General features: G+C 52.5%; 20 protein-coding genes and 4 tRNA genes. 19 read left to right on the top strand and 5 right to left on the bottom strand.

Going from position 1 to position 25415, the window contains the following annotated elements; all coding sequences use genetic code 11:
• The first annotated feature begins 120 nt into the window (after positions 1–120).
• The 7 genes from pyrR (at position 121) to pyrE (ending at position 8967) form a co-directional block, all read left to right on the top strand.
• The gene (pyrR, locus tag HMPREF1207_RS04580; protein WP_009671814.1) at positions 121–672 is read left to right on the top strand and encodes a bifunctional pyr operon transcriptional regulator/uracil phosphoribosyltransferase PyrR; all 552 of its coding nucleotides are present in this window, start codon (positions 121–123) and stop codon (positions 670–672) included.
• On the top strand, positions 669–1580 hold the full coding sequence (locus tag HMPREF1207_RS04575; RefSeq protein ID WP_009671808.1) for an aspartate carbamoyltransferase catalytic subunit: 912 nt from the start codon (positions 669–671) through the stop codon (positions 1578–1580). The genes pyrR and HMPREF1207_RS04575 overlap by 4 nt, the downstream gene beginning before the upstream one ends.
• A 129-nt stretch (positions 1581–1709) precedes the next feature.
• Positions 1710–3002 (top strand): dihydroorotase, encoded by a 1293-nt coding sequence (locus HMPREF1207_RS04570; RefSeq protein ID WP_009671809.1) that lies wholly within the window; start codon positions 1710–1712, stop codon positions 3000–3002.
• 35 nt (positions 3003–3037) lie between these two features.
• Positions 3038–4216 (top strand): glutamine-hydrolyzing carbamoyl-phosphate synthase small subunit, encoded by a 1179-nt coding sequence (gene carA, locus HMPREF1207_RS04565; protein ID WP_009671792.1) that lies wholly within the window; start codon positions 3038–3040, stop codon positions 4214–4216.
• Positions 4203–7412, top strand: coding sequence for a carbamoyl-phosphate synthase large subunit (carB, locus tag HMPREF1207_RS04560; RefSeq protein ID WP_009671803.1), 3210 nt, complete (start codon positions 4203–4205; stop codon positions 7410–7412). The genes carA and carB overlap by 14 nt, the downstream gene beginning before the upstream one ends.
• Positions 7413–7533: 121 nt before the next feature.
• Positions 7534–8265 carry an orotidine-5'-phosphate decarboxylase gene (pyrF, locus tag HMPREF1207_RS04555; RefSeq protein WP_009671773.1) on the top strand — a complete coding sequence of 244 codons (732 nt, stop codon included), beginning with the start codon at positions 7534–7536 and terminating at the stop codon, positions 8263–8265.
• A 60-nt stretch (positions 8266–8325) separates the two neighbouring features.
• Positions 8326–8967, top strand: a complete 642-nt coding sequence (gene pyrE, locus HMPREF1207_RS04550) for an orotate phosphoribosyltransferase (RefSeq protein ID WP_009671783.1) — start codon at positions 8326–8328, stop codon at positions 8965–8967.
• Between the two features lie 398 nt (positions 8968–9365).
• Here pyrE and HMPREF1207_RS04545 read toward each other — a convergent pair whose 3' ends face one another.
• Together HMPREF1207_RS04545 and HMPREF1207_RS04540 are read right to left on the bottom strand one after the other, a co-directional pair.
• A complete protein-coding gene (locus tag HMPREF1207_RS04545) occupies positions 9366–9872 on the bottom strand; it encodes a GNAT family N-acetyltransferase (RefSeq protein WP_009671829.1) in 507 nt (168 codons plus the stop codon).
• A 67-nt stretch (positions 9873–9939) separates the two neighbouring features.
• Positions 9940–11310, bottom strand: coding sequence for a dipeptidase (locus HMPREF1207_RS04540; protein ID WP_009671795.1), 1371 nt, complete (start codon positions 11308–11310; stop codon positions 9940–9942).
• A 262-nt stretch (positions 11311–11572) separates the two neighbouring features.
• On the opposite strand from HMPREF1207_RS04540, the gene HMPREF1207_RS04535 reads away from it, so the two are divergent.
• The 4 genes from HMPREF1207_RS04535 to HMPREF1207_RS04520 all read left to right on the top strand — a co-directional run bounded on the left by HMPREF1207_RS04535 (position 11573) and on the right by HMPREF1207_RS04520 (position 20183).
• Positions 11573–13705, top strand: coding sequence for a hypothetical protein (locus tag HMPREF1207_RS04535; protein WP_009671794.1), 2133 nt, complete (start codon positions 11573–11575; stop codon positions 13703–13705).
• A 274-nt stretch (positions 13706–13979) separates the two neighbouring features.
• Positions 13980–17087: an efflux RND transporter permease subunit gene (locus HMPREF1207_RS04530; protein ID WP_009671819.1), complete on the top strand. Its 3108-nt coding sequence runs from the start codon at positions 13980–13982 to the stop codon at positions 17085–17087.
• Positions 17088–17118: 31 nt separating this feature from the next.
• A complete protein-coding gene (locus HMPREF1207_RS04525) occupies positions 17119–18387 on the top strand; it encodes an efflux RND transporter periplasmic adaptor subunit (RefSeq protein WP_009671834.1) in 1269 nt (422 codons plus the stop codon).
• Between the two features lie 26 nt (positions 18388–18413).
• The gene (locus HMPREF1207_RS04520) at positions 18414–20183 is read left to right on the top strand and encodes a hypothetical protein (RefSeq protein WP_009671853.1); all 1770 of its coding nucleotides are present in this window, start codon (positions 18414–18416) and stop codon (positions 20181–20183) included.
• Between the two features lie 123 nt (positions 20184–20306).
• Here the strand turns inward: HMPREF1207_RS04520 and HMPREF1207_RS04515 are convergent, their stop codons facing one another.
• On the bottom strand, positions 20307–20819 hold the full coding sequence (locus HMPREF1207_RS04515; protein WP_009671850.1) for a 2'-5' RNA ligase family protein: 513 nt from the start codon (positions 20817–20819) through the stop codon (positions 20307–20309).
• Between the two features lie 164 nt (positions 20820–20983).
• On the opposite strand from HMPREF1207_RS04515, the gene HMPREF1207_RS04510 reads away from it, so the two are divergent.
• From HMPREF1207_RS04510 to HMPREF1207_RS04490, 6 genes are all read left to right on the top strand, one after another.
• Complete coding sequence (locus HMPREF1207_RS04510; RefSeq protein WP_009671807.1) at positions 20984–21514, top strand: phosphatidylglycerophosphatase A family protein; 531 nt, start codon at positions 20984–20986, stop codon at positions 21512–21514.
• A 126-nt stretch (positions 21515–21640) separates the two neighbouring features.
• Positions 21641–21808, top strand: coding sequence for a hypothetical protein (locus HMPREF1207_RS29640; protein ID WP_009671780.1), 168 nt, complete (start codon positions 21641–21643; stop codon positions 21806–21808).
• A gap of 73 nt (positions 21809–21881) precedes the next feature.
• Positions 21882–21955, top strand: a tRNA-Met gene (locus HMPREF1207_RS04505).
• Between the two features lie 46 nt (positions 21956–22001).
• Positions 22002–22075, top strand: a tRNA-Ile gene (locus tag HMPREF1207_RS04500).
• 6 nt (positions 22076–22081) lie between these two features.
• Positions 22082–22167 (top strand) — tRNA-Leu (locus HMPREF1207_RS04495).
• Positions 22168–22327: 160 nt separating this feature from the next.
• Positions 22328–23269: an alpha/beta fold hydrolase gene (locus HMPREF1207_RS04490; RefSeq protein ID WP_009671770.1), complete on the top strand. Its 942-nt coding sequence runs from the start codon at positions 22328–22330 to the stop codon at positions 23267–23269.
• Positions 23270–23568: 299 nt separating this feature from the next.
• Here HMPREF1207_RS04490 and HMPREF1207_RS04485 read toward each other — a convergent pair whose 3' ends face one another.
• Together HMPREF1207_RS04485 and HMPREF1207_RS04480 are read right to left on the bottom strand one after the other, a co-directional pair.
• Positions 23569–23748, bottom strand: a complete 180-nt coding sequence (locus HMPREF1207_RS04485) for a hypothetical protein (RefSeq protein ID WP_009671779.1) — start codon at positions 23746–23748, stop codon at positions 23569–23571.
• Positions 23749–24260: 512 nt separating this feature from the next.
• Positions 24261–24333: transfer RNA gene (locus HMPREF1207_RS04480), tRNA-Val, on the bottom strand.
• A gap of 232 nt (positions 24334–24565) precedes the next feature.
• On the opposite strand from HMPREF1207_RS04480, the gene HMPREF1207_RS04475 reads away from it, so the two are divergent.
• Together HMPREF1207_RS04475 and HMPREF1207_RS04470 are read left to right on the top strand one after the other, a co-directional pair.
• Entirely contained in the window at positions 24566–24961 is a 396-nt protein-coding gene (locus HMPREF1207_RS04475) for a hypothetical protein (protein WP_009671852.1), read from the top strand.
• Positions 24962–25128: 167 nt separating this feature from the next.
• Positions 25129–25329, top strand: coding sequence for a DUF4177 domain-containing protein (locus HMPREF1207_RS04470; protein ID WP_009671799.1), 201 nt, complete (start codon positions 25129–25131; stop codon positions 25327–25329).
• Positions 25330–25415 lie beyond the last annotated feature (86 nt).

Genomic DNA, 25415 nt, shown 5'->3' with positions numbered 1-25415 from the left:
TTCGGTTCCAAGCACCCGTCTGTTTCTGCACATGCGCTAACCTTCTTGCCTTCGGAGCAAGGAGGTTTTTTTATGGCCGAAATTCGAGAAACGCGTACCCGACAGAAGGAGGCAGTCGACATGAGTGAACACATGCATGTGCTGCTGGATGAAATGGCAGTAAGAAGGGCTTTGACCCGGATTGCCCACGAAATACTGGAGAAAAACAAAGGGGTCGGCAACTGTATGCTGATCGGAATCCGTACCCGGGGCATTTACCTCGCACAGAGGGTGGCGGAGAGGATTCAGGAAATCGAAGGCGTTCCGGTTCCGGTCGGGGAGATCGATATTACCTCCTACCGCGATGACCGGGTGAAGGTACGGTCCGTAGATACGGTGCCCGACGGAGACAATCTGAACATTCAGAGCAAGAAAGTCATCCTGTTCGACGATGTGCTCTTTACGGGACGCACGGTGCGGGCTGCCCTGGACGCTCTGATTGACCTCGGAAGACCGGAGATGATCCAGCTTGCCGTACTCGTAGACCGGGGACACCGGGAACTGCCTATCCGGCCGGATTATGTGGGCAAGAACGTGCCGACATCAAAGCTTGAGAAAATCGAAGTTCACCTGACAGAAGTAGACGAACATGACCGAGTGGTCATTATCCAGCAGCAGAGGGGGAACGAATGATGGGAGCCGTTAAATCACGCACAGCGAACCATTTCATCGGTCTGAAAGGGGTCAGCGCTTCTGAAATTAAAGCGATCCTGGACCGGGCGGATTTCTGGGAAAATCATCCGGATAAAGTGACGAACCGGTTGAAGGGGACCTTTGTTTCGAATCTCTTCTTTGAGAACAGCACGCGGACCCGCTTCTCCTTTGAAATGGCGGAGAAAAGACTGGGAGCCCAGGTGCTGAATTTCTCCGCGGCGGAATCGAGCGTACAGAAAGGCGAGTCGATTTACGACACGGTCCGGACCCTCGAATCGATGGGAATCGACGCGGGAGTGATCCGGCTGAAGCCGGTCGGTCTGCTGGCCGAGCTGGCGGAGAAAATCAGCGTCTCCCTGATTAACGCGGGGGACGGAAACAACGAGCATCCGACGCAGGCGCTGCTCGACCTGTACACCATGCGCAGCCACTTCGGCGAATTGCGGGGGCTCACCGTCTCCATCATCGGAGACATTCTGCACAGCCGCGTGGCCCGCTCCAATCTATGGGCGCTCCGTGAGATGGGAGCGAACGTCAAGTTCTGCGCACCGGCCAACATGCAGGCGCCCGAGCTGTCCGCTTACGCTCCATACGTATCGATGGAAGAAGCACTGCAGGCTGACGTGGTCATGATGCTCCGGGTCCAGCTGGAACGGCACGAGAAGGGCATGATCTCTTCGGCCGAAGAATACCGCGCCAAGTATGGGCTTACGATGAACCGGCTGCAGCAGATGCCGGCGCACGCGATCATCATGCATCCGGCTCCGGTCAACCGGAACGTGGAGCTTGACGACGAGCTGGTGGAACACGCCCGCTCCAAGATTTTTACCCAGATTCATAACGGCGTACCTATCCGCATGGCTGTAATCGAACGGACACTCAGCTAAAGCAGGTCTGCAGAGAACGGTAAGAGCAGCCGGCAAACGGAAACGACTTGGACAAGTTGAACATATAAATTCAGAAGCGGCAACGGCGAGAGCAAATAACCGCTTTTCTATAGAGGAGAGGACAACGGCATGGGAATGTGGATCTTAAACGGAAAAATGCTGGACGCCTCCGGTAAGGAAACGACAGGGCATGTGCTGGTGGAAAACGGCAAAATCGCGGCGATCACAGACGGACAGGAGCAGCCGGACACAACCGGACATGAGGTACTAGAAGCGGCGGGCAAGCTGGTTTCTCCGGGCTTTATCGACATGCATGTGCATCTGCGCGAACCGGGTTTCGAGCACAAAGAAACGATAGCTAGCGGAACGCGATCGGCAGCACGGGGCGGTTACACCACGATCGCCTGCATGCCGAATACGAAGCCGGTTATCGATACCGTCGAAACGGTTAAGCTCATCCAGGGTAAAGCGGAAAACGAAGGGAACGGCGTGAAAGTTCTTCCTTACGGATGCATCAGCCGCAACCAGCTCGGCCGTGAACTCACCGATTTTGAAGCCTTGAAAGACGCCGGAGTCGTGGCGTTTACGGATGACGGAGTCGGGGTACAAAGCGCCCAGATGATGAAAGACGCGATGAAGCGGGCGGCTGAGCTCGGCATGCCGATCGTCGCCCACTGCGAGGACGAGACGCTGGTAGCCGGGGCTCCGGTTAATGAAGGGACGTTCGCCGATAAGAACGGGCTTAAAGGAATTCCGAACGAGTCGGAGGCGATCCATGTAGGCCGCGATATCCTGCTGGCGGAAGCGACGGGCGTGCACTATCACGTCTGCCATGTGAGCACGGAGCAATCCGTACGGCTGATCCGGCTGGGCAAGCAAATCGGCGTGAAGGTGACGGCGGAAGTATGCCCGCATCACCTGCTCCTTTCCGAAGAAGATATTCCGGGCATGGATGCCAACTGGAAAATGAACCCGCCCCTGCGCTCCAAGCGGGACGTGGAAGCGGTGATCGAGGCGCTGGAGGATGGCACCATCGATATCATCGTGACCGATCACGCGCCGCACAGCGAGGAAGAGAAAGCCAAAGGCATGCAGCTTGCGCCTTTCGGGATCGTAGGCTTCGAAACGGCCTTCCCGCTCTTGTATACAAAGTTTGTCGCGACGGGCAAATGGTCGCTGGGCTTCCTGATCGAACGGATGACTTCCAAACCGGCCGAAGTGTTCGGACTGGAATCCGGACGGCTGCAGGTTGGAAGCGACGCGGACCTTACACTGGTCGATCTGGAAACCGAAAAAGAAGTGGATCCGGCGGCATTTTTATCCAAGAGCCGCAACACGCCGTTCACGGGCTGGAAGCTGAAAGGCTGGCCGGTGCTGACGATGGTAGGCGGCAAAATCGCCTGGACGGAAACAAACGAATAGACAACACGAAACATATAGAGAAGGAGCTGAGGGGCATGAAGGCAAAGGCAAGACTGCTGCTGGAAGATGGAACGCTTTTTACGGGTAAATCTTTCGGGGCCGAAGGGGATTCGGTCGGCGAGGTTGTATTCAATACGGGAATTACGGGGTACCAGGAGGTACTGTCCGACCCGTCCTACTGCGGACAAATCGTGACGATGACTTATCCGTTGATCGGGAATTACGGTATTTCGCGTGATGACTTCGAGTCCGTGAGACCGTTTGTTCACGGGTTCGTCGTACGCCGGCACGAAGAGGCGCCGAGCAACTGGCGCGCCCAGTACACCTTGGGCAACCTGCTCAAAGAATACGGCATCATCGGTATCAGCGATATCGACACGCGCATGCTGACCCGTAAAATCCGTCATCACGGCGTTATGAAAGGTCTGCTGACCACTTCTGACCGCTCGGTTGAAGAATTGAAGGAAATGCTGCAGACGACTCCGCTTATGACCACGCAAGTATCGACGGTATCGACGCCGCATGTATTCAGCGCGCCGGGCAACCGCGAGCGTGTAGTCCTTGTGGACTTCGGAGCGAAGAGCGGAATTGTCCGCGACCTGACGAAGCGCGGCTGCGACGTGGTTGTCGTGCCTCAGGACTCGACAGCGGAGCAAATTATGCGCCTTGCGCCGGACGGTGTTCTGCTTTCCAACGGCCCTGGGGACCCTAAAGACGTTCCTCATGCGGTTGAAACCGTCCGTCAGCTTCTGGGTCAAGTGCCTGTCTTCGGAATCTGTCTGGGTCATCAGCTGTTTGCCCTGGCCTGCGGCGCGGACACCGAGAAGCTGAAGTTCGGCCATCGCGGCGGCAACCATCCGGTGAAAGATCTCATCTCCGGACGCTGCTACATCACTTCCCAGAACCACGGCTATACCGTTAAAGAAGAATCCATCGCCGGCACGGAGTTGACTGTGACTCACATCAACAACAACGACCGTACGATCGAAGGACTTAAACATAACCAGTATCCGGCATTTTCGGTCCAATATCACCCTGAAGCGGCTCCGGGACCTTTCGATTCGAGCTACCTGTTCGACGATTTCCTGACCATGATCCGCTCGCATCAAACCGACAACCCGCAGGCTCCGCGTCAAGCGCAAATGCTTGCCGCTTGGAAAGCCGAGCAGTCTGACAACACGTCGAAAGGAGAACTTCACTATGCCCAAAAATGAGAAGCTCAAAAAAATTCTGGTGATTGGATCCGGACCGATTGTCATCGGCCAGGCTGCGGAGTTTGACTATGCTGGCACACAAGCGTGCCAGGCCCTTAAAGAAGAAGGCTTTGAAGTTGTCCTGATCAACAGCAACCCGGCAACGATCATGACCGATACAAACATGGCCGACAAAGTATACATCGAGCCGATCACGCTTGATTTCGTTACCCAGATTATCCGCCAGGAGCGTCCGGACGGACTTCTTCCGACACTTGGGGGACAAACAGGTCTGAACATGGCGGTTGAGCTTGCACGCGCAGGCGTCCTGGAACAGGAGAACGTGAAACTGCTCGGCACACAGCTAACGGCTATCGAGAAGGCCGAGGATCGTGACTTGTTCCGCGATTTGATGCGCGAGCTGGAACAGCCGGTACCGGACAGCACCATCGTAACGACCGTGCCGGAAGCCGTGGACTTCGCTAACGAAATCGGCTACCCGATTATCGTACGTCCGGCTTACACGCTAGGCGGTACGGGCGGAGGGATCTGCCACAGCGAGGAAGAACTCGTGGAAACCGTGGCATCGGGTATCCGCTACAGCCCGATTTCCCAGTGTCTCGTCGAGAAAAGCATCGCGGGCATGAAAGAAGTCGAGTACGAAGTCATGCGCGACGCCAACGATAACTGCATCGTCGTCTGCAACATGGAAAACTTCGACCCGGTCGGCGTTCATACAGGCGACAGCATCGTCGTAGCTCCAAGCCAGACGCTGTCGGACCGCGAGTACCAGATGCTCCGCTCGGCATCGCTCAAAATCATCCGCGCGCTGAACATCGAAGGCGGTTGTAACGTTCAGTTCGCCCTGGATCCGTTCAGCTTCCAATATTATGTCATCGAAGTAAATCCGCGCGTAAGCCGCTCTTCGGCGCTCGCTTCCAAAGCGACAGGTTATCCGATCGCCAAAATGGCGGCTAAAATCGCAATCGGCTACACGCTGGATGAACTCGTTAATCCGGTTACCGGCCAAACATATGCCTGCTTCGAGCCTACGCTCGATTACATCGTGTCCAAAATTCCGCGCTGGCCGTTCGATAAATTCATCAACGCCAACCGTAAGCTGGGGACGCAGATGAAAGCGACGGGCGAAGTGATGGCCATCGGCCGTACATTCGAAGAATCGATCCACAAAGCGATCCGCTCCCTGGAAATCGGCGTACACCGCCTGTTCCTGAAGGAAACCGATCTGCTGGATCAAGAAACTCTTGAGCTGCGCCTGCAGAAGCCGGACGACGAGCGTCTCTTCTTGCTGGCCGAAGCTTTCCGCCGCGGCTACACCATCGAACAGCTTCAAGAATTGACCCAAATCGACTGGTGGTTCCTGCACAAGCTGGACGGCATGATCCGGTACGAAGAAGAAATCGCTTCGGAAGAGTTTGATAACGAGGTGCTTTACGACGCCAAACGGATGGGCTTCACGGATCGTGCCATCGCCGAAATCCGCAGTCTCGCCGGCCGCAGCACATTCGTCAAAGAAGCGGAAATCCGCGAGTACCGTCTGAACCAGAACATCAAACCGGTCTATAAAATGGTAGATACCTGCGCCGCGGAGTTCGAAGCGACTACACCGTACTACTACTCCACCTATGAGATGGAGGACGAAGTGCTGGAAACCGAGAAGCAAAAGGTGGTCGTTCTTGGCTCCGGACCTATCCGGATCGGTCAGGGAATCGAATTCGATTACTCCACCGTCCATGCGGTATGGGCCATCCAGGCTGCCGGATACGAAGCGGTCATTATCAATAATAACCCGGAGACGGTTTCCACCGACTTTAACACGTCGGATCGTCTGTACTTCGAGCCGCTCTTCTTCGAAGACGTCATGAACGTTATCGAACGCGAGAAGCCGATCGGCGTCATCGTCCAATTCGGGGGTCAGACGGCGATCAATCTGGCTGCTCCGCTCTCCAAAGCGGGCGTACGCATTCTGGGCAGCGACCTGGAAAGCATCGATAAAGCCGAGGACCGCAAAAAGTTCGAAGCTCTGCTCCGCAAGCTCGATATCGCACAGCCGCCGGGCGGCACGGTTACTTCCGTGGACCAAGCGGTCGGAACGGCTGCGCAGTTCGGTTACCCGGTGCTTGTCCGTCCTTCCTACGTGCTCGGCGGGCGCGCTATGGAAATCGTCTACTCCGATGAAGAACTTCTCAGCTACATGGAGTACGCGGTGAAAATCAACCCGGAACACCCGGTCCTGATTGACCGCTATATGCTCGGCAAAGAAGTGGAAGTCGATGCGATCTGCGATAAAGAAACGGTGCTCATTCCGGGTATTATGGAACATGTAGAGCGTGCAGGGGTTCACTCCGGCGACTCTATCGCGGTCTATCCGCCGCAGTCCCTTTCGGACGCGATCAAAAATCAGATTATCGATATCACGACAAAAATCGGACTTGAACTTCAAGTAGTCGGTCTGGTCAACATCCAGTTCGTTATCCATAACGAGCAGGTGTACGTGATCGAAGTGAATCCGCGCTCCTCGCGTACGGTACCGTTCCTGAGCAAAGTGACGAACATTCCGATGGCCAATGTGGCTACACGGGTGATCATGGGCCAGAAACTTACCGAAATGGGTTACCAGAGCGGCCTTTGGCCGGAAGATAGCTTCGTGTCGGTCAAAGTACCGGTGTTCTCCTTCGCCAAACTGCGCCGTGTAGATACGACGCTCGGACCGGAGATGAAATCGACGGGCGAGGTTATGGGACGCGACGTCAATTTTGCGAAAGCTCTTTATAAAGGTCTTATCGGCGCAGGAATGAAAATTCCGGCCGCGGGAGCCATCATCGCTACCGTCGCGGACAAAGACAAGGAAGAAGCCGTGGAAATTTTCGGCGGATTCCAGCGGCTAGGTTACAAAATCATCGCGACCGGCGGTACGGCTCAGGTACTCGAAGCCGCGGGCGTTCCGGTCACAACCGTTAACAAGCTGAGCGAAGGCTCGCCGAATATTCTGGATCTGATTCGCAGCGGGGAAGCGCACTTTGTCGTCAACACGTTGACGAAGGGCAAAACGCCTCAGCGCGACGGATTCCGCATCCGCCGCGAAGCGGTGGAAAACGGCGTGGTCTGCATGACTTCGCTGGACACGGTCCGTGCTCTGCTTCATATGCTCGAAGCGATCAACTTCTCGTCCCGCTCTATGCCGGTATACGCGTAAGCGGACGGGTTCAAACCAAATCAGGGGATGTGCGCATAACCGGCCTGCAAAGGCCGGGAGCGTAACATCCCCTCCTTATGAACGCAGGAATGAAACAAGCCATTTGAGAGGGGAATGCCGGATGGAAACCGCAAGAGCACAATCTGCCGGACGGATCATGGTAGCGCTCGATTTTGCGTCAGCAGTCGAAGCGGAGACGCTCATTCAGGAACTTCGGGGAATTCCGTGTTACATAAAAGTGGGGATGCAGCTGTTTTACGCAGCCGGGCCCCGTTTCGTAGCGCGTTTGAAGGATGAGGGCTATAACGTATTTCTGGATGTGAAAATGCATGATATCCCGAACACGGTCAAAGGCGGCTCCGAAAGCGTGACGCGCCTTGGAGTGGATATGTTCAACGTCCATGCTGCCGGAGGCATCAAGATGATGGAAGGCGCCCTGGAGGGTGTGGAAAAGGCCCTGGGCGGAGGCGCAGCGAAGCGTCCGCAAGTCATTGCGGTTACACAATTGACCAGCACCAGCCAAATGATGCTGAACGAGGAAATCGGCATTGCCGGCCGGGTGGAGGATGCAGTCGTCCGTTACGCGCGTCTGGCTCGCCAGGCGGGGCTGCAGGGCGTCGTCGCGTCACCGCTGGAAGTGTCCGCCGTCAAGGAAGCGTGCGGCGCCGATTTTATCACGGTGACTCCGGGAATTCGGCCCGCCGGGGCGGCATTGGGCGACCAGAGCCGGGTCATGACGCCTGCCGAAGCTTTCGCGGCCGGAACCGATTATGTGGTAATCGGCCGTCCGATAACGGCCGCACCGGACCCGCGCCAGGCGCTGGAACAGATTTTGGATTCGCTGGAGAGCTAAGATAAGCCTCTCATTATATAAACGCATAACTTTTATACACAGGAACGGAGTGATTGGATAATGAACACAGTGCAATCGACAGAACGTGAAATAGCGGCTTCCCTGCTTAAGATCGGAGCGGTAGCTTTGCGACCGCACGAGCCTTTTACCTGGACATCCGGAATCAAATCGCCAATCTACTGCGATAACCGTCTGACAATGTCGCACCCCGAAATCCGCGATGCTATCGCAGAAGCGTTTGCGGCCAAAATCCGCTCGGAATACCCGCAGGCCGAAGTAGTCGCAGGCACGGCGACGGCCGGTATACCGCACGCGGCATGGGTAGCCCAGAAACTCGGGCTTCCGATGATTTACGTAAGGGACAAGGCCAAGGGCCACGGCAAGCAAAACCAGATCGAAGGCGCTTTGGCAGCAGGGCAGAAGGTCATCGTGATAGAAGACCTGATTTCGACAGGCGGAAGCTCCCTCAAAGCGGCTCTGGCCGTCAATGAAGCCGGGGGTCAGGCGCTGGGCGTACTGGCTATTTTCTCCTATCAGCTGGACAAAGGCATTCAGGCGTTTGCCGAAGCCGGCATTCCGCTGGATACGCTGACGAACTATTCCAAGCTGCTTGAAGTAGCCGTGGAACAAGGGGCCATCGCTCAGGCAGATCTGGAGCTGCTCCGTTCCTGGCGCGAAGACCCGGCATCCTACGGCGTGTGAAGCGGTAAGGTAGGCAGCGGGCAAGTCGGGACCGCGGACAGGGATAAACCGAGGTCCCGTGAGCATCTGCCGGCATAAAGCCGGAATAAGGCCAGCATACGCCACGGGGCTGACGGGGATCTGGGATAGGCGCTTCCTGAAGCAAAAGGAACTGTTCGCGGTGACCACCGTCATGCGACGATGCGGCGCATGGGGAACTGTTCGCGGTGTGAACCTGATTCAAACAAATAGACCTCCATCCGCCATATTGCGGCGTTGGAGGTCTATTTGTTTTGGGCCGGATCCTTGTGCACGGTTGAGGCCCGCTCCACCGGTAAGTCCCATCCGGGGGAGCGGTTTACCTGCGTCATACGATACCGCGCCGCGCCGGGTACCCGCTCTGGTTTCTACTGCCGGCTTCAGCCTACGCGTTTGCCCATAATGATCAGATCCCGCTCGATTCCGTCCAGTTCCGCGATCCGCGGAAGCTCGGCCCATTTGGCAAAGCCGTAACGGTCGAAGAGAGCAAGGCTGTGCGCATTGTGGCCGAAAATAAAGCCGAGTACGGTTTTAATGCCGAGCTCCGGACAGGCGGCGATGGCTTTCTCCAGGAGATAACGTCCCAGACCGCGGCCGCGGCACTCCCCATCGAGGTAAATGCTTACCTCGGCGGTACCGTTGTAGGCAGGACGGCCGTAAAAAGACTGGAAGCTCAGCCAGCCCCAGATCTTGCCGTCCTTTTCAAGCACCCAAATCGGGCGGGTTTCCGGATTGTGCTCGGCAAACCAGTTTTCCCGGCTCTGGACGGTTACCGGTTCAAGGTCGGCCGTAACCATTCTTCCCGGAATGGTCGAATTGTAAATGTGTACGATGGCGGGGAGATCCGCCGGTACAGCGTCTCTGAGCTTGTAAGTATCCTGCTGCATATCTGTTCCTCCGTTTTCGAGTGCGATGATTTAATTTTATCATGGTTAACGGAGTTAGGCCGCATTTTTATTGATTGGCCAATTTTTCCCAGAAGCCGCAAACGGCCTGCAAGCCCTTGTCGAAGTTGTCCAAATCGAAATGCTCGTTGGGAGCATGGAGATTTTCGTCCGGAAGCCCAAAGCCCATCATGACCACCGGCGCCTGAAGCAGGCGTTCGAAAACGTCCACGATCGGGATAGAGCCGCCGCCCCGGGTGAGCGCCGTTTTCTCTCCGTAGGCCTCTTCCAGAGCCGCCGAGGCAGCCACCATAACCGGATGGTCGGCAGGTGTCAGGAAAGGGTTGCCCTGCAGCACTCTTTTGACCGAAGCCTTCAAACCGGCCGGTGTGTGGGCCGCTACATGACGCTCGATCAGCTCGAAAATTTCATCCGGGCGCTGATCCGCAACGAGGCGGCAGGCAATTTTGGCGGACGCGCGCGCCGGAACGATCGGTTTAATGCCTTCACCGGCAAAACCGCCGCTTATTCCCGTTACCTCCAAAGTCGGCCGCGCCGTCGTACGTTCGGTGAACGTATAGCCTTTCTCGCCGAAGAGCTCGGAGAGACCGAGGTCCTCCCGGATCTTCCCTTCATCCTGCGAGACGCGGGCCAGTTCGCCGCGTTCCTGTTCCGTCAGATGGATGACACGGTCGTAAAAGCCCTCAATCGAGACGCGGCCTTCTTCGTCGTGAAAGGAATCCAGCAGGCCTGCGAGCGCATGAACGGCATTCGGCACGCCGCCGCCGTACAAGCCGGAGTGGAGATCGTTTCTGGCCGCGAGCATTTCAATCTCGACTCCGGCGACTCCGCGAAGCCCGTAAAGCAGAGCGGGTTTGCCTTTCTCCAGCATGGGCGTATCGGAGATAACGATAGCGTCCGCTTTTAGCTTCTCCGCATGCTCTTTTACGAACGGGGCGAGGGAAGGGCTCGTAATTTCTTCCTCGCCTTCGAGAATAAATTTGATGTTCAACGGAAGGCTTCCGACCGCTTGAAGGAACGTTTCCGCCGCTTTGACGTGAATCCAGAGCTGAGCTTTATCGTCCGTCGCTCCACGCGCATAAATTTTGCCGTCCCGGATGACAGGTTCGAACGGTTCCGAATGCCATTCGTTCAAGGGATCGGCAGGCTGGACGTCGTAATGGCCGTAGACGAGAATGGTCGGTTTGCCGGGCGCATGAAGCCAGTCCCCGTACACAATGGGAAGTCCTGCCGTCGGCATGATCTCCACATTTTCCAGACCGGCATGGGTCAAGGCGCCGGACAGCCATTCCGCGCAGCGGTGAACGTCTTTCTTGTGCTCGGACAATGTGCTGATGCTCGGAATTCGGAGCAGCTCTTTCAATTCTTCAAGATGGCGTTCTCTATGCCGGGACGCATAAGATTCGGTTTTGGCTTTCATGGTGACAGGACTCCTTTTTTGACAATGGGTTAAAAAAGCTTATCCTCATAACTTCCCCATTTTCATTTAAAATCCTGCAAACTCTTTCAATAACGAAAGCAACCGCCGGAACTGAGGCAGGAAAAATAATTTTTTGGCCTAAAAAGAAACTTCCTGGAGATTCAATCGTCTTACTAAGTGGAAACAGGATGGAAATCTTTTCATCCGCGTTTTGGCAACAGGCTTTTCGGCTGTATTTAAATCATGGGTTGAGGTGGAAACTATGCGCAACAAAATGGCAGCACGTGCGACCGCACTGGCGCTGATTTTAACTTTAAGCACAGGAGGAGTGCTTGCGGCGACCCCCGCTGCGGCAGCTTCCGGACAACCGGCTCTGGGCTCGGTGGCGGCAGGGGCTTCCGGTTCGTTCGAGCTTCAAAATATCCAGCTGCTGCCGGATCAGGACGGCAATATCGTCACGTTCACGGTCGGCGTCTATAATAAAAGCGCTGCCGATTTATCGCTCGTGGACTACTGGGTCCGGCTAAAAAGCAAAACAGGCCATACATATACGGTTCGATTGATGCCTCTGGACAAAGAAGTGAAGAAGATCGGAGCCAACTCTTCGGGCCAGGTATCTTACTACGCCAAAGTCGGCAGCGGCGAGAAGCTTCAGGATCTTCAGGTGCAGTTTATCAAATGGGATTTCAGCCAGCCAAACTCCGAACGCATTCTCGGACAAGTGTCCGTGCCGGCTTCTTACACGGGAGTGACGCCGACGGGACAAAATGCCGACTTCCAAGTGGGAAGCAGCGAACTGCGCGCCTCCACGGAGAAGTTTACAAACGGAAAGAACGAGAAATATTACTTGCCCGCGATAAGCCTGCAGCTTGAAAATATCGGGGCGGCGGCGGTTACCCTGCCGGAAGTCAAGTTTTCGGTTCGAACGCCCGAAGGACTTTTGTATCCGCTGGATGCGAAGAACGCCAAGGATTTGAAAATCAGCCCGAAGGAGACGAAAACCGTTCAGCTGTCGGGGGCTATTCCGCTTAAAGCCGGAGAGAAGGGCTGGGAGCTTGTCATCACCCGGATTCATCCGGAGCTGAAGTTCAACACGCTGCTGGCCGCTTACCAGCTTCCGGCCGTCAGTAAACCTGCCGGCGGCGAGGCCGGCAAGGAAACGCAGTTTATGAATAAGTCGGGACTCTACACGGCCAAGCTGGGAGGCATCTACCGTCTTCCGTGGGAAGATCAGGATATTTTGACCGCCAACGTCACGCTGTCGAACAAAGGGGAAGAGTCGCTTCCGATTCCGGATATGACGGCTTACTTTCTGCTGGATAATGCCGTGAAAGTGGAGGCTAAGCTGGTCCGTACGGGCAAAGTGATCGGCATCGATCCGGGCTCCTCTCTTTCTGTCGAGGCGCTCGGTAAAATCCCTTATACGTATGCGTTTAAGGAAGTCAAGCTGGTCATCCAAGAAAAAGAAAGCGACACGCAGGTGAACGATCTGCTGGAGCTGACCGCGAAACCCGATCTGCAGCAGCTGCCTTTTGTGGGATTAGGCGCGAAGTACGCCCGCGAAGAAATCGGCCGCAAAGCGCAGTATACGGTTGCCGAAATCAATTCCTATGAGGGCTTGAGCGGGAGCATCGTTTCGGCCGAGCTGGAGATCGAAAATGCGGAGAAACGGTTTGCGCCGGTCACCGGTTTAGTCGCTCATTTTCAGATGAAGGACGGCACCGTATTCCCGGCTTCCGTATCGGATATCAAGAAAACGGTAGCGCCCGGAGGCAAAGCGAGATTGAACGTGTGGGCCGCACTGCCGAAAGGCACGGATATGGAGAATGTCCGGCTGCTTATCGGTGATTCCGTAACGCTGGAAACCGGGGAAGGCAAGCAGGGAGAGGGTCAGCAGACCGTAAAAACCGATGCTTACGTAAGGCCCGTAACGTTCGCGCTGCCCAAAGAGAAGAAGGATGTCAAAGACAAGCTGAAAGACATCACGCTGTTCCCGTACACGGTTTCCATGAGCCGGATCAATACGTCAATCAACAACGATGTGCTGACGCTGAAATTCGATTACGATATCCGCAAGCAGCTTTTGACCGAAACGGCGCCGGAAGGGCATAAGCTCGTTCTCGTGTTTGAAGACTATAAAGGCAACAAATCGTTCGAGAAAGCGTATGAGCTGAAAAATTGGGAGCCGCGCGACGGCAAATCGGCCGAGCAGGTGACCGACAATGAGCTGAGGATCGGCAAGAAGGAGAATTTCACCATTCAGCTCCAGGATGCGGACCTGATCTTTAAGCAGCGTTTTCTCGATAAGTATCATCTCAGCGTGTATCATGAATTCCAGGGACAGCGCAAGCTGCTGGCCAAGCAAAGTATCGACTGGTTTACTTATTCGGACTAATTATATCGATAATTGAGGGTTTTACAGCAAAAGTTCCATCTCCGGATGGAACTTTTTTCACATTTATCCGTAATTGTTGAAGTGGACACCTCTTTTTTGTCGTCAAAACGGTAGGAGGCAGCGTGAAGGGAAGAAAGAGCAGAGCAATAAATCATTGCAAAAAAATAAAGCCAGTTTATATTTTTTTAACCTTTACCGTTTATGATGGGGAAAGAATGGGTATGGCTGCCAATTCCAAGAGAGATTGTTCAATCGGTGCGGAGGAGTAGAGTGGATGAACAAAATGACTAGTTTTTCAATGAAAAACGTGGCGGCGCTTTTTATTATTATGCTGCTGGTATTTGCGGGCGGCATTTTCGCCACGACTAAACTGAAGGTGGAAAGCATGCCGGATATTTCGTTTCCGATGGTGGTCATTTCCACCCAGTACACGGCACCGCCGAAAGATGTGCTTGACCAGGTTACAAAGCCGCTGGAGAAAGCGGTCGCCGGTTTTGACGGCATCAAAAATTTATCGTCTACGTCGAGCGATAATTATTCGCAAATTACGATCGAACTCGATCAGGACATCAAGCCTAAGAATGCCAAGCAGGATCTTGAGGCGCTGGTTTCGAACGTCAAGCTGCCGCAGCAGGCTGAGAAGCCTAAGGTGCTGACGGAAGGATTCTCATCCCAGCCGGTTTATTACTTGGGGGTATACGGCAACGACGGGATGAACCAGGCGGAACTTGATAAAATTTACAAAGACACGATTCTACCGGGCTTTAACACGATCAAAGGCATTGACCATGTCGACTCCGTCGGCAACCAGGAAGCGACTCTTTCCATTAAGCTCAATGAAAACACGATCAACAGCTATGGATTGACGCCGACGGATGTCTCGAACAGCATCCGGGCCGCCTTGTCCGCGAGTCCTGCAGGAACCGTTGAATTCAACGGTACGACCCAGATGGTGCGGGTGACGGGCCAGATCGACACGATTTACAGCCTTGACAACCTGACGCTGACAACACCGAAAGGCAGCGTGCTCCAGCTTAAGGATCTCGGCAAAATCGAAGCCATCAGCGAATCCCAGTTTATCACCCGTTTGGACGGCAAACCGGCTATCGGCGTGCAGCTGTACAAAACGAAGTCGGCCAACGCGGTAAACTTCGCGGACGAAGCAGACGCTTTGATGGCAAACTGGGAGAAAACGCTGCCGGGCGTGAAATTCAAAACCGTCTACAATTCGGCGGTGGAAATCAAAAAATCGATCCACGGCATGGTGCAGGAAGGCGGCATGGGCGCCCTTCTTGCCTCGGTTATGATTTTGCTCTTCCTTAGAAATATTCGAATGACCCTCATCGTTTTGGTCTCGATTCCATTATCCATCCTAATTACGCTCTTGATGATGGTGCCGCTTAATATTTCACTCAATATCATGACACTCGGCGGTATGGCTATTGCGGTCGGACGCGTCGTGGATGACAGTATCGTGGTCATCGAAAATATTTACAGCCAGCTTCAGAAAGCCCAGGAACGCGGAGAATCCGTCATCAAGCTGGCGACCGCTCAAGTAGCCTCGGCGATTACCTCTTCGACGATTACAACCGTCGGCGTATTCGGTCCGATTGCATTTGTTAGCGGAGTTATCGGCGAAGTGTTCCGTCCATTCGCCCTTACGCTGGTCGTTGCGCTTCTTTCTTCGCTTCTCGTTGCGCTAACGGTCATTCCGATGCTGGCGAAACTGCTGGTGCTGAAAAGCAAAAAACTCGGCAACCACGACGAGAATCATGTCGGCAAATTTGCGCTTGTTTACAAAAGAGTGTTGGAATGGTCCCTGAACAACCGGATCAAGACACTTTTGTTCTCCGGAATTCTCTTCATTGCCTCGCTGGTGTTGATCGTACCGCAGCTTGCCGTAACGTACATGCCGGAGGATCAGTCGGCACGGCAGATGATTTTCCAGATTAAGATGCCGAACGACACATCGATCGAGACGATGGATGAAAAGTCCAAGCAGCTTGAGCAAATGATGAGGGAAGCGAAAGACGCTTCGGGTAATCCGCAGTTTACATACAATGAGTCAATGGTGGGCTACGCATTCAGCAAGGATGTAGCGCCTTACCGGGCGATGATGTTTACCGAAGCGAACGAAAACAGCAACGCCGAGCAGGTCTTCAAAGCTTACAAAGAGAAAATCTTATACGAACTTCCCAAAGGCTCCGAGGTCGACGGTTCACTGATTGCCGCGGGCGCCGGCGGAGGCAGCACGGATTTCTCTTACTCCCTGAAAGGCGACGACATGCTGTATCTGAAGCAGGCGGCCGCCCAGGTTAAAGAGAAAATGAAAGAATTCCCCGATCTGTACGAAGTCAAGGACAGCCTCAGCGATTCCAAGACGGAAGTCGAAGTCACGGTTGACCAGAACAAAGCGCGTTTGTACGGACTGAGCTCCGCCCAGGTGCTTGAAATGGTTAACTCTTGGATCGGAGTCAGCAAACTCGGCGACTTGAAGTTTGATAACGTTACTTATGAGACCAAAGTGGAGCTTGATCCCCAGTATAAAAATTCGGTGAATAAAATCGGCACGTTCCTGCTGAAATCACCGACGGGTCAGACGGTCCAACTGAATGAAATCGCCAAGATCACGCAGATTGAGGCTCCTACAGCCATTACCCGTGAAAATCAGACCCAAACGCTGAAAGTAACGGCCAAGATCAAAAGTGCGGATAAAGGCGGAGTCAGCGGCAAGGTGGCTGCAGAATTGAATGCGCTGGAGCTTCCTGCCGGCGTAAACCGTGAGGTCAAAGGGGTATCCGACGATATCGCTTCCGGGTTCTCGGAAATGTTCGCTGCCATGGGCGCGTCCATCTTTATCGTCTATCTGGTCATGGTTCTCGCGTTCGGGAACGCCAGCGCTCCTTTTGCCATTCTGTTCTCGCTGCCGCTGGCGGTCATCGGCGGATTGTTCGGCCTCCTGGTCACGGGAGAATCGCTCAATATTACTTCTCTCATCGGATTCCTGATGCTGATCGGAATCGTCGTGACGAACGCGATCGTTCTGATCGACCGGGTACAACAGCTGCGCGAGCAGGGAGTCGAGGTCAGGGAATCCCTTATCAGTGCGGGGTTAACTCGTCTTCGTCCCATCATTATGACCGCGGGAGCGACTGTGTTTGCGCTTATGCCGCTTGCGCTCGGTTTGTCCAAAGGGACCATTATTTCCAAAGGATTGGCGGTCGTCGTTATCGGCGGGCTTGTCACTTCTACAGTACTTACGCTAGTTGTCGTACCTATCATTTATGAATTGATTGAATCCTTTAAACGCAGAAGTTCGAACGCGTTCCACCGTAAACCAAAGAAAAATAAGGTGGATACGGTCCCTGCGGCAAAATCCTGAGTCAAGCAAAGAGAAGAGGAGAGTACAACTGATGAAACGTCCTTTAGCTACGATCGTAAAGCAGAGCACGAAACTGGTAGGCATTGTCGCCCTTACTACGGCCTTGGCCGTCGGCTGTTCGAACAAACCGCTGGCTGGTCCGCAGGACACTACACAGGGCCAGGAATCTCAGATTAAGACCGTAAAGACCGTCAAGGTGACGAAAGAAAAAATATCGGACCCGCTTGAGCAGGTTGCCAATGTCATCTCTTCCGTTCAATTGGAAGTTATTTCGAAAGCAGGCGGAGACGTTCAGCAGGTCTACAAAAAGAGAGGCGACATGGTCAAAAAGGGAGAGCTTCTGTTCCGCATTGACCCTTCCGATCTGCAGCTGCAGAAGGAACAGGGGCAGCTTGGCATCAAGAGCGCCCAGGCCCAGTTGAAGCAGGCTAAGGAAGAGCTGGCCAACGCGAAGACGGACCTCGATAACAACATCGTAAAAGCGGAGCAGGGAATCCGGGATGCCGAGAAGAATTTTAATAAGATACGTAACGATTACGATGAGGGCACTGTAACGAAGATCCAGCTGGAGCAGGAGGAAACAAAGCTCAACAGCCTCAAGCTTGATCTCAGCACCCTGAAGCAGAAGCGCAAAACGCTGGACAATACGGATTCGCTCGCTGCTGCTCAAGTAGCGATCGAAACGTCCGGCCTGTCTGTCAAGAAAGCGGAACGCGAGCTGGGAAATACGGAAGTGAAAGCACCTGTAAGCGGAGTGCTTACGGACTTCCCGGTTGAGGCGGGGATGACGGTCGGGCAAGGATTTAAAGCCGGAGTCATCCAGCAGCTGAATCCGATCCTGATCAAGGCCGATTTGACGGAAGAAGCCGTTAATCTGGTGCGCGACAAGAAAGAGCTGAATTTCTATGTGCCTGGCACGACGGAATTAACGAAAGCGCCGATTAAGTATATTTCCGATGTGCTGGATTCACAGACGAAAGCTTACACGCTGGAGCTGGAAGTTTCAAACGCCGACCAAAAGCTGAAGCCCGGACAGAAAGTTCAGATTCAGCTGACCGATGAGGCGGAGCAGACAGTGGCGGCTATCCCGACGCTTAGTATCGTGAGAGAAGGCAGCGACTCATTTGTCTTCGTTCTGAACGGGGATACCGTTGAGAAACGCAAAATCCAGCTCGGCCGTTTGAAGGAAACGATGCAGGAAGTGATTTCCGGCGTAAGCGAAAACGAGCAGATCGTCATTTCCGGTCAGCATCAGCTGAAAGATAAAGAAAAAGTCACGACAGCAGCCGCAGCTAACTAACAAAGGTACACATGGAGGAGAATACCGTGAAGAGCCAATGGAAAACTACCGTATCGTCCGTCTTTCTGTCTGCCGCTCTGCTCGCAAGCGCCGTTCCGGCACTTGCGGCAGAACCGGGGAAGCCAGCACCCGCACAAGCATCGGCTTCAGCGCCGACCGCTTATAAATTAACGAACGATCTGCAAGTCGAAATGAAAAGTGTCTTAAACGAAAAAACAGCCGACGGAACCCGTCTGGGTGCCGTTGTCCGCATGAAAAACACCAGTTCGAAAGTTGTACGCGTACCCGAGTACGAAGTGCGCATGAAAACGAAAGACGGCGTGGAACTCCGCTTGCAGGCAAGTCTGGGAAGCCCGCGCTCCATTCAGCCCAAATCCCAGGTTGAGCTTAGCTACCTGGCGACGGTTGACAGCGGAGAAGGCGTAGAACTAAGCGAGCTTCGCTGGGTAGACATCGATGTTTACGTGTATCCGAAAAAAGAAACGCTCCAGCTCAGCGTACCTGTGAGCGATCTTGTGTGGAACGGAACGGAAACGTCTGAAATTCCTTCCGCTTCCGTGAAGAAATGGGGAGAAGCTTTCACCATTCCTTCTTTGCAAACGCCGCTCGAATTCAAAACAACGAGTATCAGCCGCGATACGGTCGGAACGAAAACGAACTCGGTCGTTCAGATGCTCGTAACGAACCCGTCGACCAAGCGTCAAGCCCTTCCGAACATTGCTCTGGAAGGCAAAAGCGGCCTCCAGACTTACGACAGCAACCCATCCGACGCCACGCTAACTCTGGAACCGGGCGAAAAGAAGTACATTCACTTTGTTATACCTACGGAACTGAACACAGAGCTGCAATCTTTAAATGTGGTCACCGCGGAGAAATACATTGACGCGCAGGAGAAGCCGGTCATGTACAGCGTAGGCCGCGTTCATATTATGCTGCCGGCTAAGCAGGCCGATGCCCTGCCGGTTCAGGGAGTTTACGCTTTCGGTGCCTCCATGAAAATGGACCCGCTCAACGAGACGATTCACCCGAACCTGGATGTTTCCCTTGTGGAACTTCACATGCAGCAAAATGATGAAGACGGTTTTAAAACCGCCATCGCCAAATTTAAACTGACCAATAAATCCGGTAACCCTTTGGATGTTCCAGGATTCGCAACAGATCTCGTCAGCAGAGACGGTTATACGTACAACGGAAACAGACAGGAAAAGACATCTCAGCGCGTACTTCCAAACGCATCCCATGTCGTAACTTACTCTTATGTACTGCCGGCTTCTGAAACGGGAGAAGGGCTTAAAATGGCCTTGTATGAGACTTATGGGTTGTTCGCTGCTGAAGCGGCTTCGCCAGCACCTGCAACGCCGGTAGCTTCGTATAAATCTCTTCTGACGGCCTACAGCGTTAACCTTCAACCGCAACCGGAATCGAAGGATGAACTGAAACTGTATCCTTTGACGGTGAAAGTGAATAACTGGGAAATTTCGGCGATGTTTAATCAACAGCAGAATTATAATTATCGTCTGAAGCTTTCTCTGGACATTGAGCAGGAAAAAGATGTACTCATTGACCGTACGTTCTCCCAGCTTCAGTTTGACTTGTACGATAACGGCGGTACTCTTATAAACTCGGTCAAAAGTCCGTTTGTCGGGGAAAACAAATTGCAAAAAGGCTCCAACACCATTAATTTTGGTGCGGAATCCATGCAGTTGGATTACCCGGTAATGATCAAAGTCTACGAATCCTTCGTCAATGATAAAGGCGAGACGGCGAAGCGTCTTCTGACTACGTTTAAACAGTAGTTGAAGAGCTCGGCAACTGCTTCAGACGGAGCCGCGCGAGTTATGGCGGCTCTTTCCGCCGCACATCACCTAAAAAAGGCCTTTCCGGTTAATCCGGAAGGCCTTTTTTTATTGAAGCATTCATTACCCTTGAAGCGGGAATGAGCGGATAACGGACCATTCGCCGTTTTCCTGTTTTCCGAGCAGTTGAATACTGTCCACATTGAAGGAAAAATCCACCGGCGTGTTTTTTACACTGGCCAGTACGTCATGCAGCTCATCGGCTCCCAATTTCTGTCCGATGGTCAGATGGGGATGATAGTTGTAAGCTTTTTCCGTATCCACGAGAGGGCCCGTACAAAGGTTGTCGTGAAGATCGATGACCGGTTCCACTTGTTCCAGTGCCAGGTAAATAACGTTGTTAACCGGAAAATAAGAACTGAACCGGTTGAACGTAAGCTGGAATGGAGACACGGTGCGGCTCAGATCTTCCAAATGACTGATGGCAGCCTGAAGCTGCTCTTCGGTCCATTCTTCTTTTTCACGAACCGTAATGTGGGGCGAAATCACCCTATAATAAGGATCGAACCTTTTTCTATAACTGTTGGCAAATTCCTTAATCTCTGCGGATGGAAGAATGGCGATGCCGTACATCATATGGAATCCCTCCCTAAATTATGGTCGACTAGTTCTTATTATACCGTGTTTGTATCCCGCTCACAATTTCATTTTAAGACGATTCATTGTCCGCGTACGCCCATACCCGAAAATGTGTGAAGTCATATACTGAACATATCGTGGAAGTTTAAGGGGAGAAGACCGTGAAACGACAAGTTCACAGCCGGGAAATTAAAAAAGTCGTTATGCAAAGGCTGGCAGACCGGGGAGCGAGTCTGGAAGACATCGCAGAGATCGTATACGCCATGCAGGCGCCCTATCATCCCGGTTTATCGATGGATACGTGTATGCAGTCCATTCAGGCCGTATTGGGCAAAAGAGAGCTTCAGCACGCGATTCTGGTGGGAACCGAGCTGGATATGCTGGCCGAGCAGAAAAAGCTTACAGAACCGCTCCAAACCATTCTGGACACGGATGAGAGTTTATTCGGATGCGACGAAACGCTTGCGATCGGTTCCGTTTTCGGCTACGGCAGCATTGCCATCACGACATTCGGTTATCTGGACAAGGAAAAGACCGGATTGATCAAACGGCTGGATACAAAGACCGGCGGCGCGGTGCATACCTTCCTGGACGATCTCGTAGCCGCCATAGCCTCGGCCGCATCGGGAAGAATCGCCCATAGAAGCAGGGATGAAGTAGAACGGGAAGTACCCGATGAAGATAACGAATAGGTGTAAATTGCGCACCTCGATGCTTTTTTATGAAAAATTCTGCTGACCGTGTTGGCCTACAAATAAGTGAATGTCTTTTTGGATATGCTATTTCTAGGCCAATAACATCATCAACGGAGTGAGGACATGCAGTGGGTATATTGGGTAAAGCTGTACGACAGTAAGTTTCAAGCAGGTGTCCTTGCCAAGCGGATGGAGGAGGACTGGTGGATTTACGGCTACGAATGCCCGTCCGAAGTTGAAGTTTTCAAATCGAAAAAAGGACGTTTCGGTGTCCGTTACTCGGTTTATTAAAAAAAGTGTTGACTTAACCGTACTTTGTATTGTATATTTATTTTTGTCGCTATACGACATTGCTAGTTACTGACGCGGGGTGGAGCAGCCCGGTAGCTCGTCGGGCTCATAACCCGAAGGCCGCAGGTTCAAATCCTGCCCCCGCAATTAATCAAATTTTTTTTGCCTGTTTTTAGCCATACATAACATATTCGGGCCCTTAGCTCAGTTGGTTAGAGCGGTCGGCTCATAACCGATTGGTCGGGGGTTCGAGTCCCTCAGGGCCCATTGTAAGCCGGAGTGGCGGAATTGGCAGACGCACAGGACTTAAAATCCTGCGGTAGGTGACTATCGTACCGGTTCGAGTCCGGTCTTCGGCATCTAGGCAACAACGAGGTAATAAACAGAAAACTCCCTTCTTTCACTTATGCACACCGCAGAATGAGACAAGGGAGTTTTTGTAATTTATTTTTTCCTGTTAAGAAATGCCTGTAAAACGGGTAAGGGTATAATAAAACAAATAAGCGGGGAGGCGTTACCATGGCGATACCGTTTGAGATCGTAATGGATCAAAGCAATGTCATTCGCGGAGATTTTTATCCGGCGTCTTCTATAGCAAGGGGCATTCTCATTGTCTCGCACGGTTTTAAGGGATTTAAGAACTGGGGAATGTTCCCTTACGCGGCTGCGAAACTGGCCCAGGATGTGGATGTCATTACTTTTGATTTTACACATAACGGAGTGGGAGAAGACGGGCAGTCATTCAGCGAATTGGATAAATTTGCCAAAAATACGTACAGCTGCGAATTAGACGACTTGTCGACCTTGATCTCTGTGCTGACGGACGAGTGGGACTTTAAAAACAAGCTGCTGAAATCGGATCGCTTGAAGCCCGTTGTTTTTTATCCTCATCACAGCAGGGGGATTAATCTTTCCAACGAGGAGCATCAGCATAGGGGCTCCGCTAACCCGGTCAATAAGCTTCCGGTCTTTTTGCTCGGTCACAGCCGCGGAGCGGGCGTAAGTCTGATCTACGCGCTGGATCATCCCACGGAGATTGCGGGGGTCGTCAGCTGGAACGGAATTACGCAGGTGGACATTTTCGACGAAGCCTGCAAAGAGCAAATGCGCAGCGAAGGACGCGCCTATATCGCTAATGCGAGGACCAAGCAGCAGATGCCGCTCGATAAGGTCATCCTGGACGATCTGGAGGCCCGCAAGGAAGACTTCAACATCCTGGAACGGATGCGGGGGGCGGCGTTTCCGGTTGTGCTCATACAGGGCGAGGAAGATCACGCCAACTTGAGGGCAGGCTCGGAAAAACTCGTTGAGAACCAGCCGAAAGTCCAGTGGATCCAAATTCCCGGTGCTAACCATACGTTCAACACGGTCCATCCGTTTGCGGGTACTTCCGCGGAGCTGGAGCAGGCTATTGAACACACGCTGCAATTTTTAAAAAGCAGAGTGGTGCCGACAGAGTAAACCGAAAATTTACAGGTCCCGGGAGGGACCTTTTTTAATTCAGGGATTGGGTGCAGCGGTGCCTGCGTATCTACATTTGTTTCGTTTGCACTTGGGGTCGTGGCCATCTTTATTTCTTTAGTCTTAGGAGAACTAAGAGAACGAACAAGTCAAATGTAACATTAACATGATGAAATAACAGGAATAGCCCCTACTGCGAGACAAACAGTAGGGGCTTCTTATAGTATAAAACTTAATTGTTGAGTGTATAAGACCTTCAATGAATATTGACGAACTTGGGATGACAGACTGAGTTTTCCTCAGTCCAACGTATCAAAGACGGCATTCATAAAATAGGCGACCTCTAGATCTGCCCCAGCAGCATCGAAACCAATAAATATTAAAAAGCTTTTGTACCGATTATAAATATCTGGATCATCGTCAGCACGACGATGCTGGCGGTCATAGATCAAGAAATTATTAGTCATATTACTATACATGATTATCACCTCCGATTTTATTATATAAAACAGAATTTAGTATGTATAGCTAAATATTTCAAGTTTATGTCTCAAGACTATCAACTCCTCATACCGAGCGTTTTCATAGCCCAACTAATCAGACAAGCGACCAGACGGCCAGCATTGCCGTGTACAATACGGATATGGTCAACATGAGAAAAGGACTACTGCAATCGTATCGAGTAAGCTGTTAAACGGTTGCCGCGGCTGGAGCAACGCCTGATTGAGTGCCGGTATATGGGTACAGATAGCGACTATATTACGGGACTATAACGTATACAATGAGCAACTGAACCCGCCGAAGAGTGAGACGCGTTATAGTTCCATTAGAGGTAGAGCCTTTTATAAAATTGCCCTATACCTGATCGATTCAAAAATGGGTCAAAGTATCCCAAAAGTATCCCAAATCAGCATTTTCGGGCTTGGAATGGCTAAATGTAAACACCCCGTAAACAGCGAAAAACCCTTACAGAGTAAGGGTTTTTCTAGTATGACCTGAGCCGGGCTCGAACCGACGACCCCCACCCTGTCAAGATGGTGCTCTCCCAGCTGAGCTATCAAGTCATGTTTGTAAAATCTTCAGTTGTCTTAGTGACAAGTAGTATAATATCAAGAATTTAAAACACTGTCAACAACTTTTTATAAAATAGTTATAATAAGCTTATGGAAAAAGACAAACGACTGCAGAGTACGTTTTGAACGCATTAGACGGTTATTTGGATCACGCCTGCATGTATGGGAAGACGCAAGCTTTCCGGGAGAGGCGTGTGAAATTTTAAATTATACGAGGTGTCAAATGGAACGGATCATCTCCTCACGGCTGGCAGGGAATCTCCTGCTGCTGTTAAATGCGGGCATGCTTTTGGTTCACGTTCTGATTCTGCTTAAAGTCATCCCTTCTCATTTTATTTGGGGCGGGCGCATTAACGGGGAATCCGAGCTTGTTGCTCTGGAAAGTTTGTCTGTTGTCATCCAGATCGTATTTATCGCCTTAATCGCTTTAAAAACGGGCTATTTACTGCCTGGCAGGTTCAAACGAACGGCCCGGATAGGGATGTGGCTGCTGTTCGGTTTCATGGTTCTAAACACGGCCGGCAATCTGGCCTCCATCTCCGGTCTGGAAAAGCTTTTTATGACGCCGCTGACCGTCGTACTTGCTCTTCTATCACTTAGACTGGCGGTGGAGAAATAACACCGGGCCCAGCCCCGCAGCTGTCCGAAAGAAAATAGGCGGCTCTCGGGTCAGGGGGATTCGGATTTGACGGGCACGAAGTGTTTCTTGAACTTTCATGTTCCTTTATAATTAGAGAAGGGCGGTCAAGATAAGGCCCGATTTACAAAGAGAAGGGAAGAAAGAGGATGGAACGCTGGGAATATCAGACGCTTAAATTTTTCACAAAAGGTTTTTTTGTGGGTGGAAAATTAGATCTTGACGAATTCGATCAGAACCTGAACGAAATGGGGGCTCAAGGCTGGGAATTGATTTCCTGTTTTGATACAAGCCAGTATCAAGGATCTTCCAAAGAAGTGATCTGTGTATTTAAAAGAAAGCTATTTTAACATGCTCATACGTTTATCCCAAAAAGCCCTCCTGCCGCTTTAAAACGGTCGTGGAGGGCTTTTTCAATACCGTGAAGACAGTCAGC

Source organism: Paenibacillus sp. HGH0039 (assembly GCF_000411255.1).
Lineage (GTDB): Bacteria > Bacillota > Bacilli > Paenibacillales > NBRC-103111 > Paenibacillus_F.
This window is presented reverse-complemented; position numbering and strand designations above follow the sequence as displayed.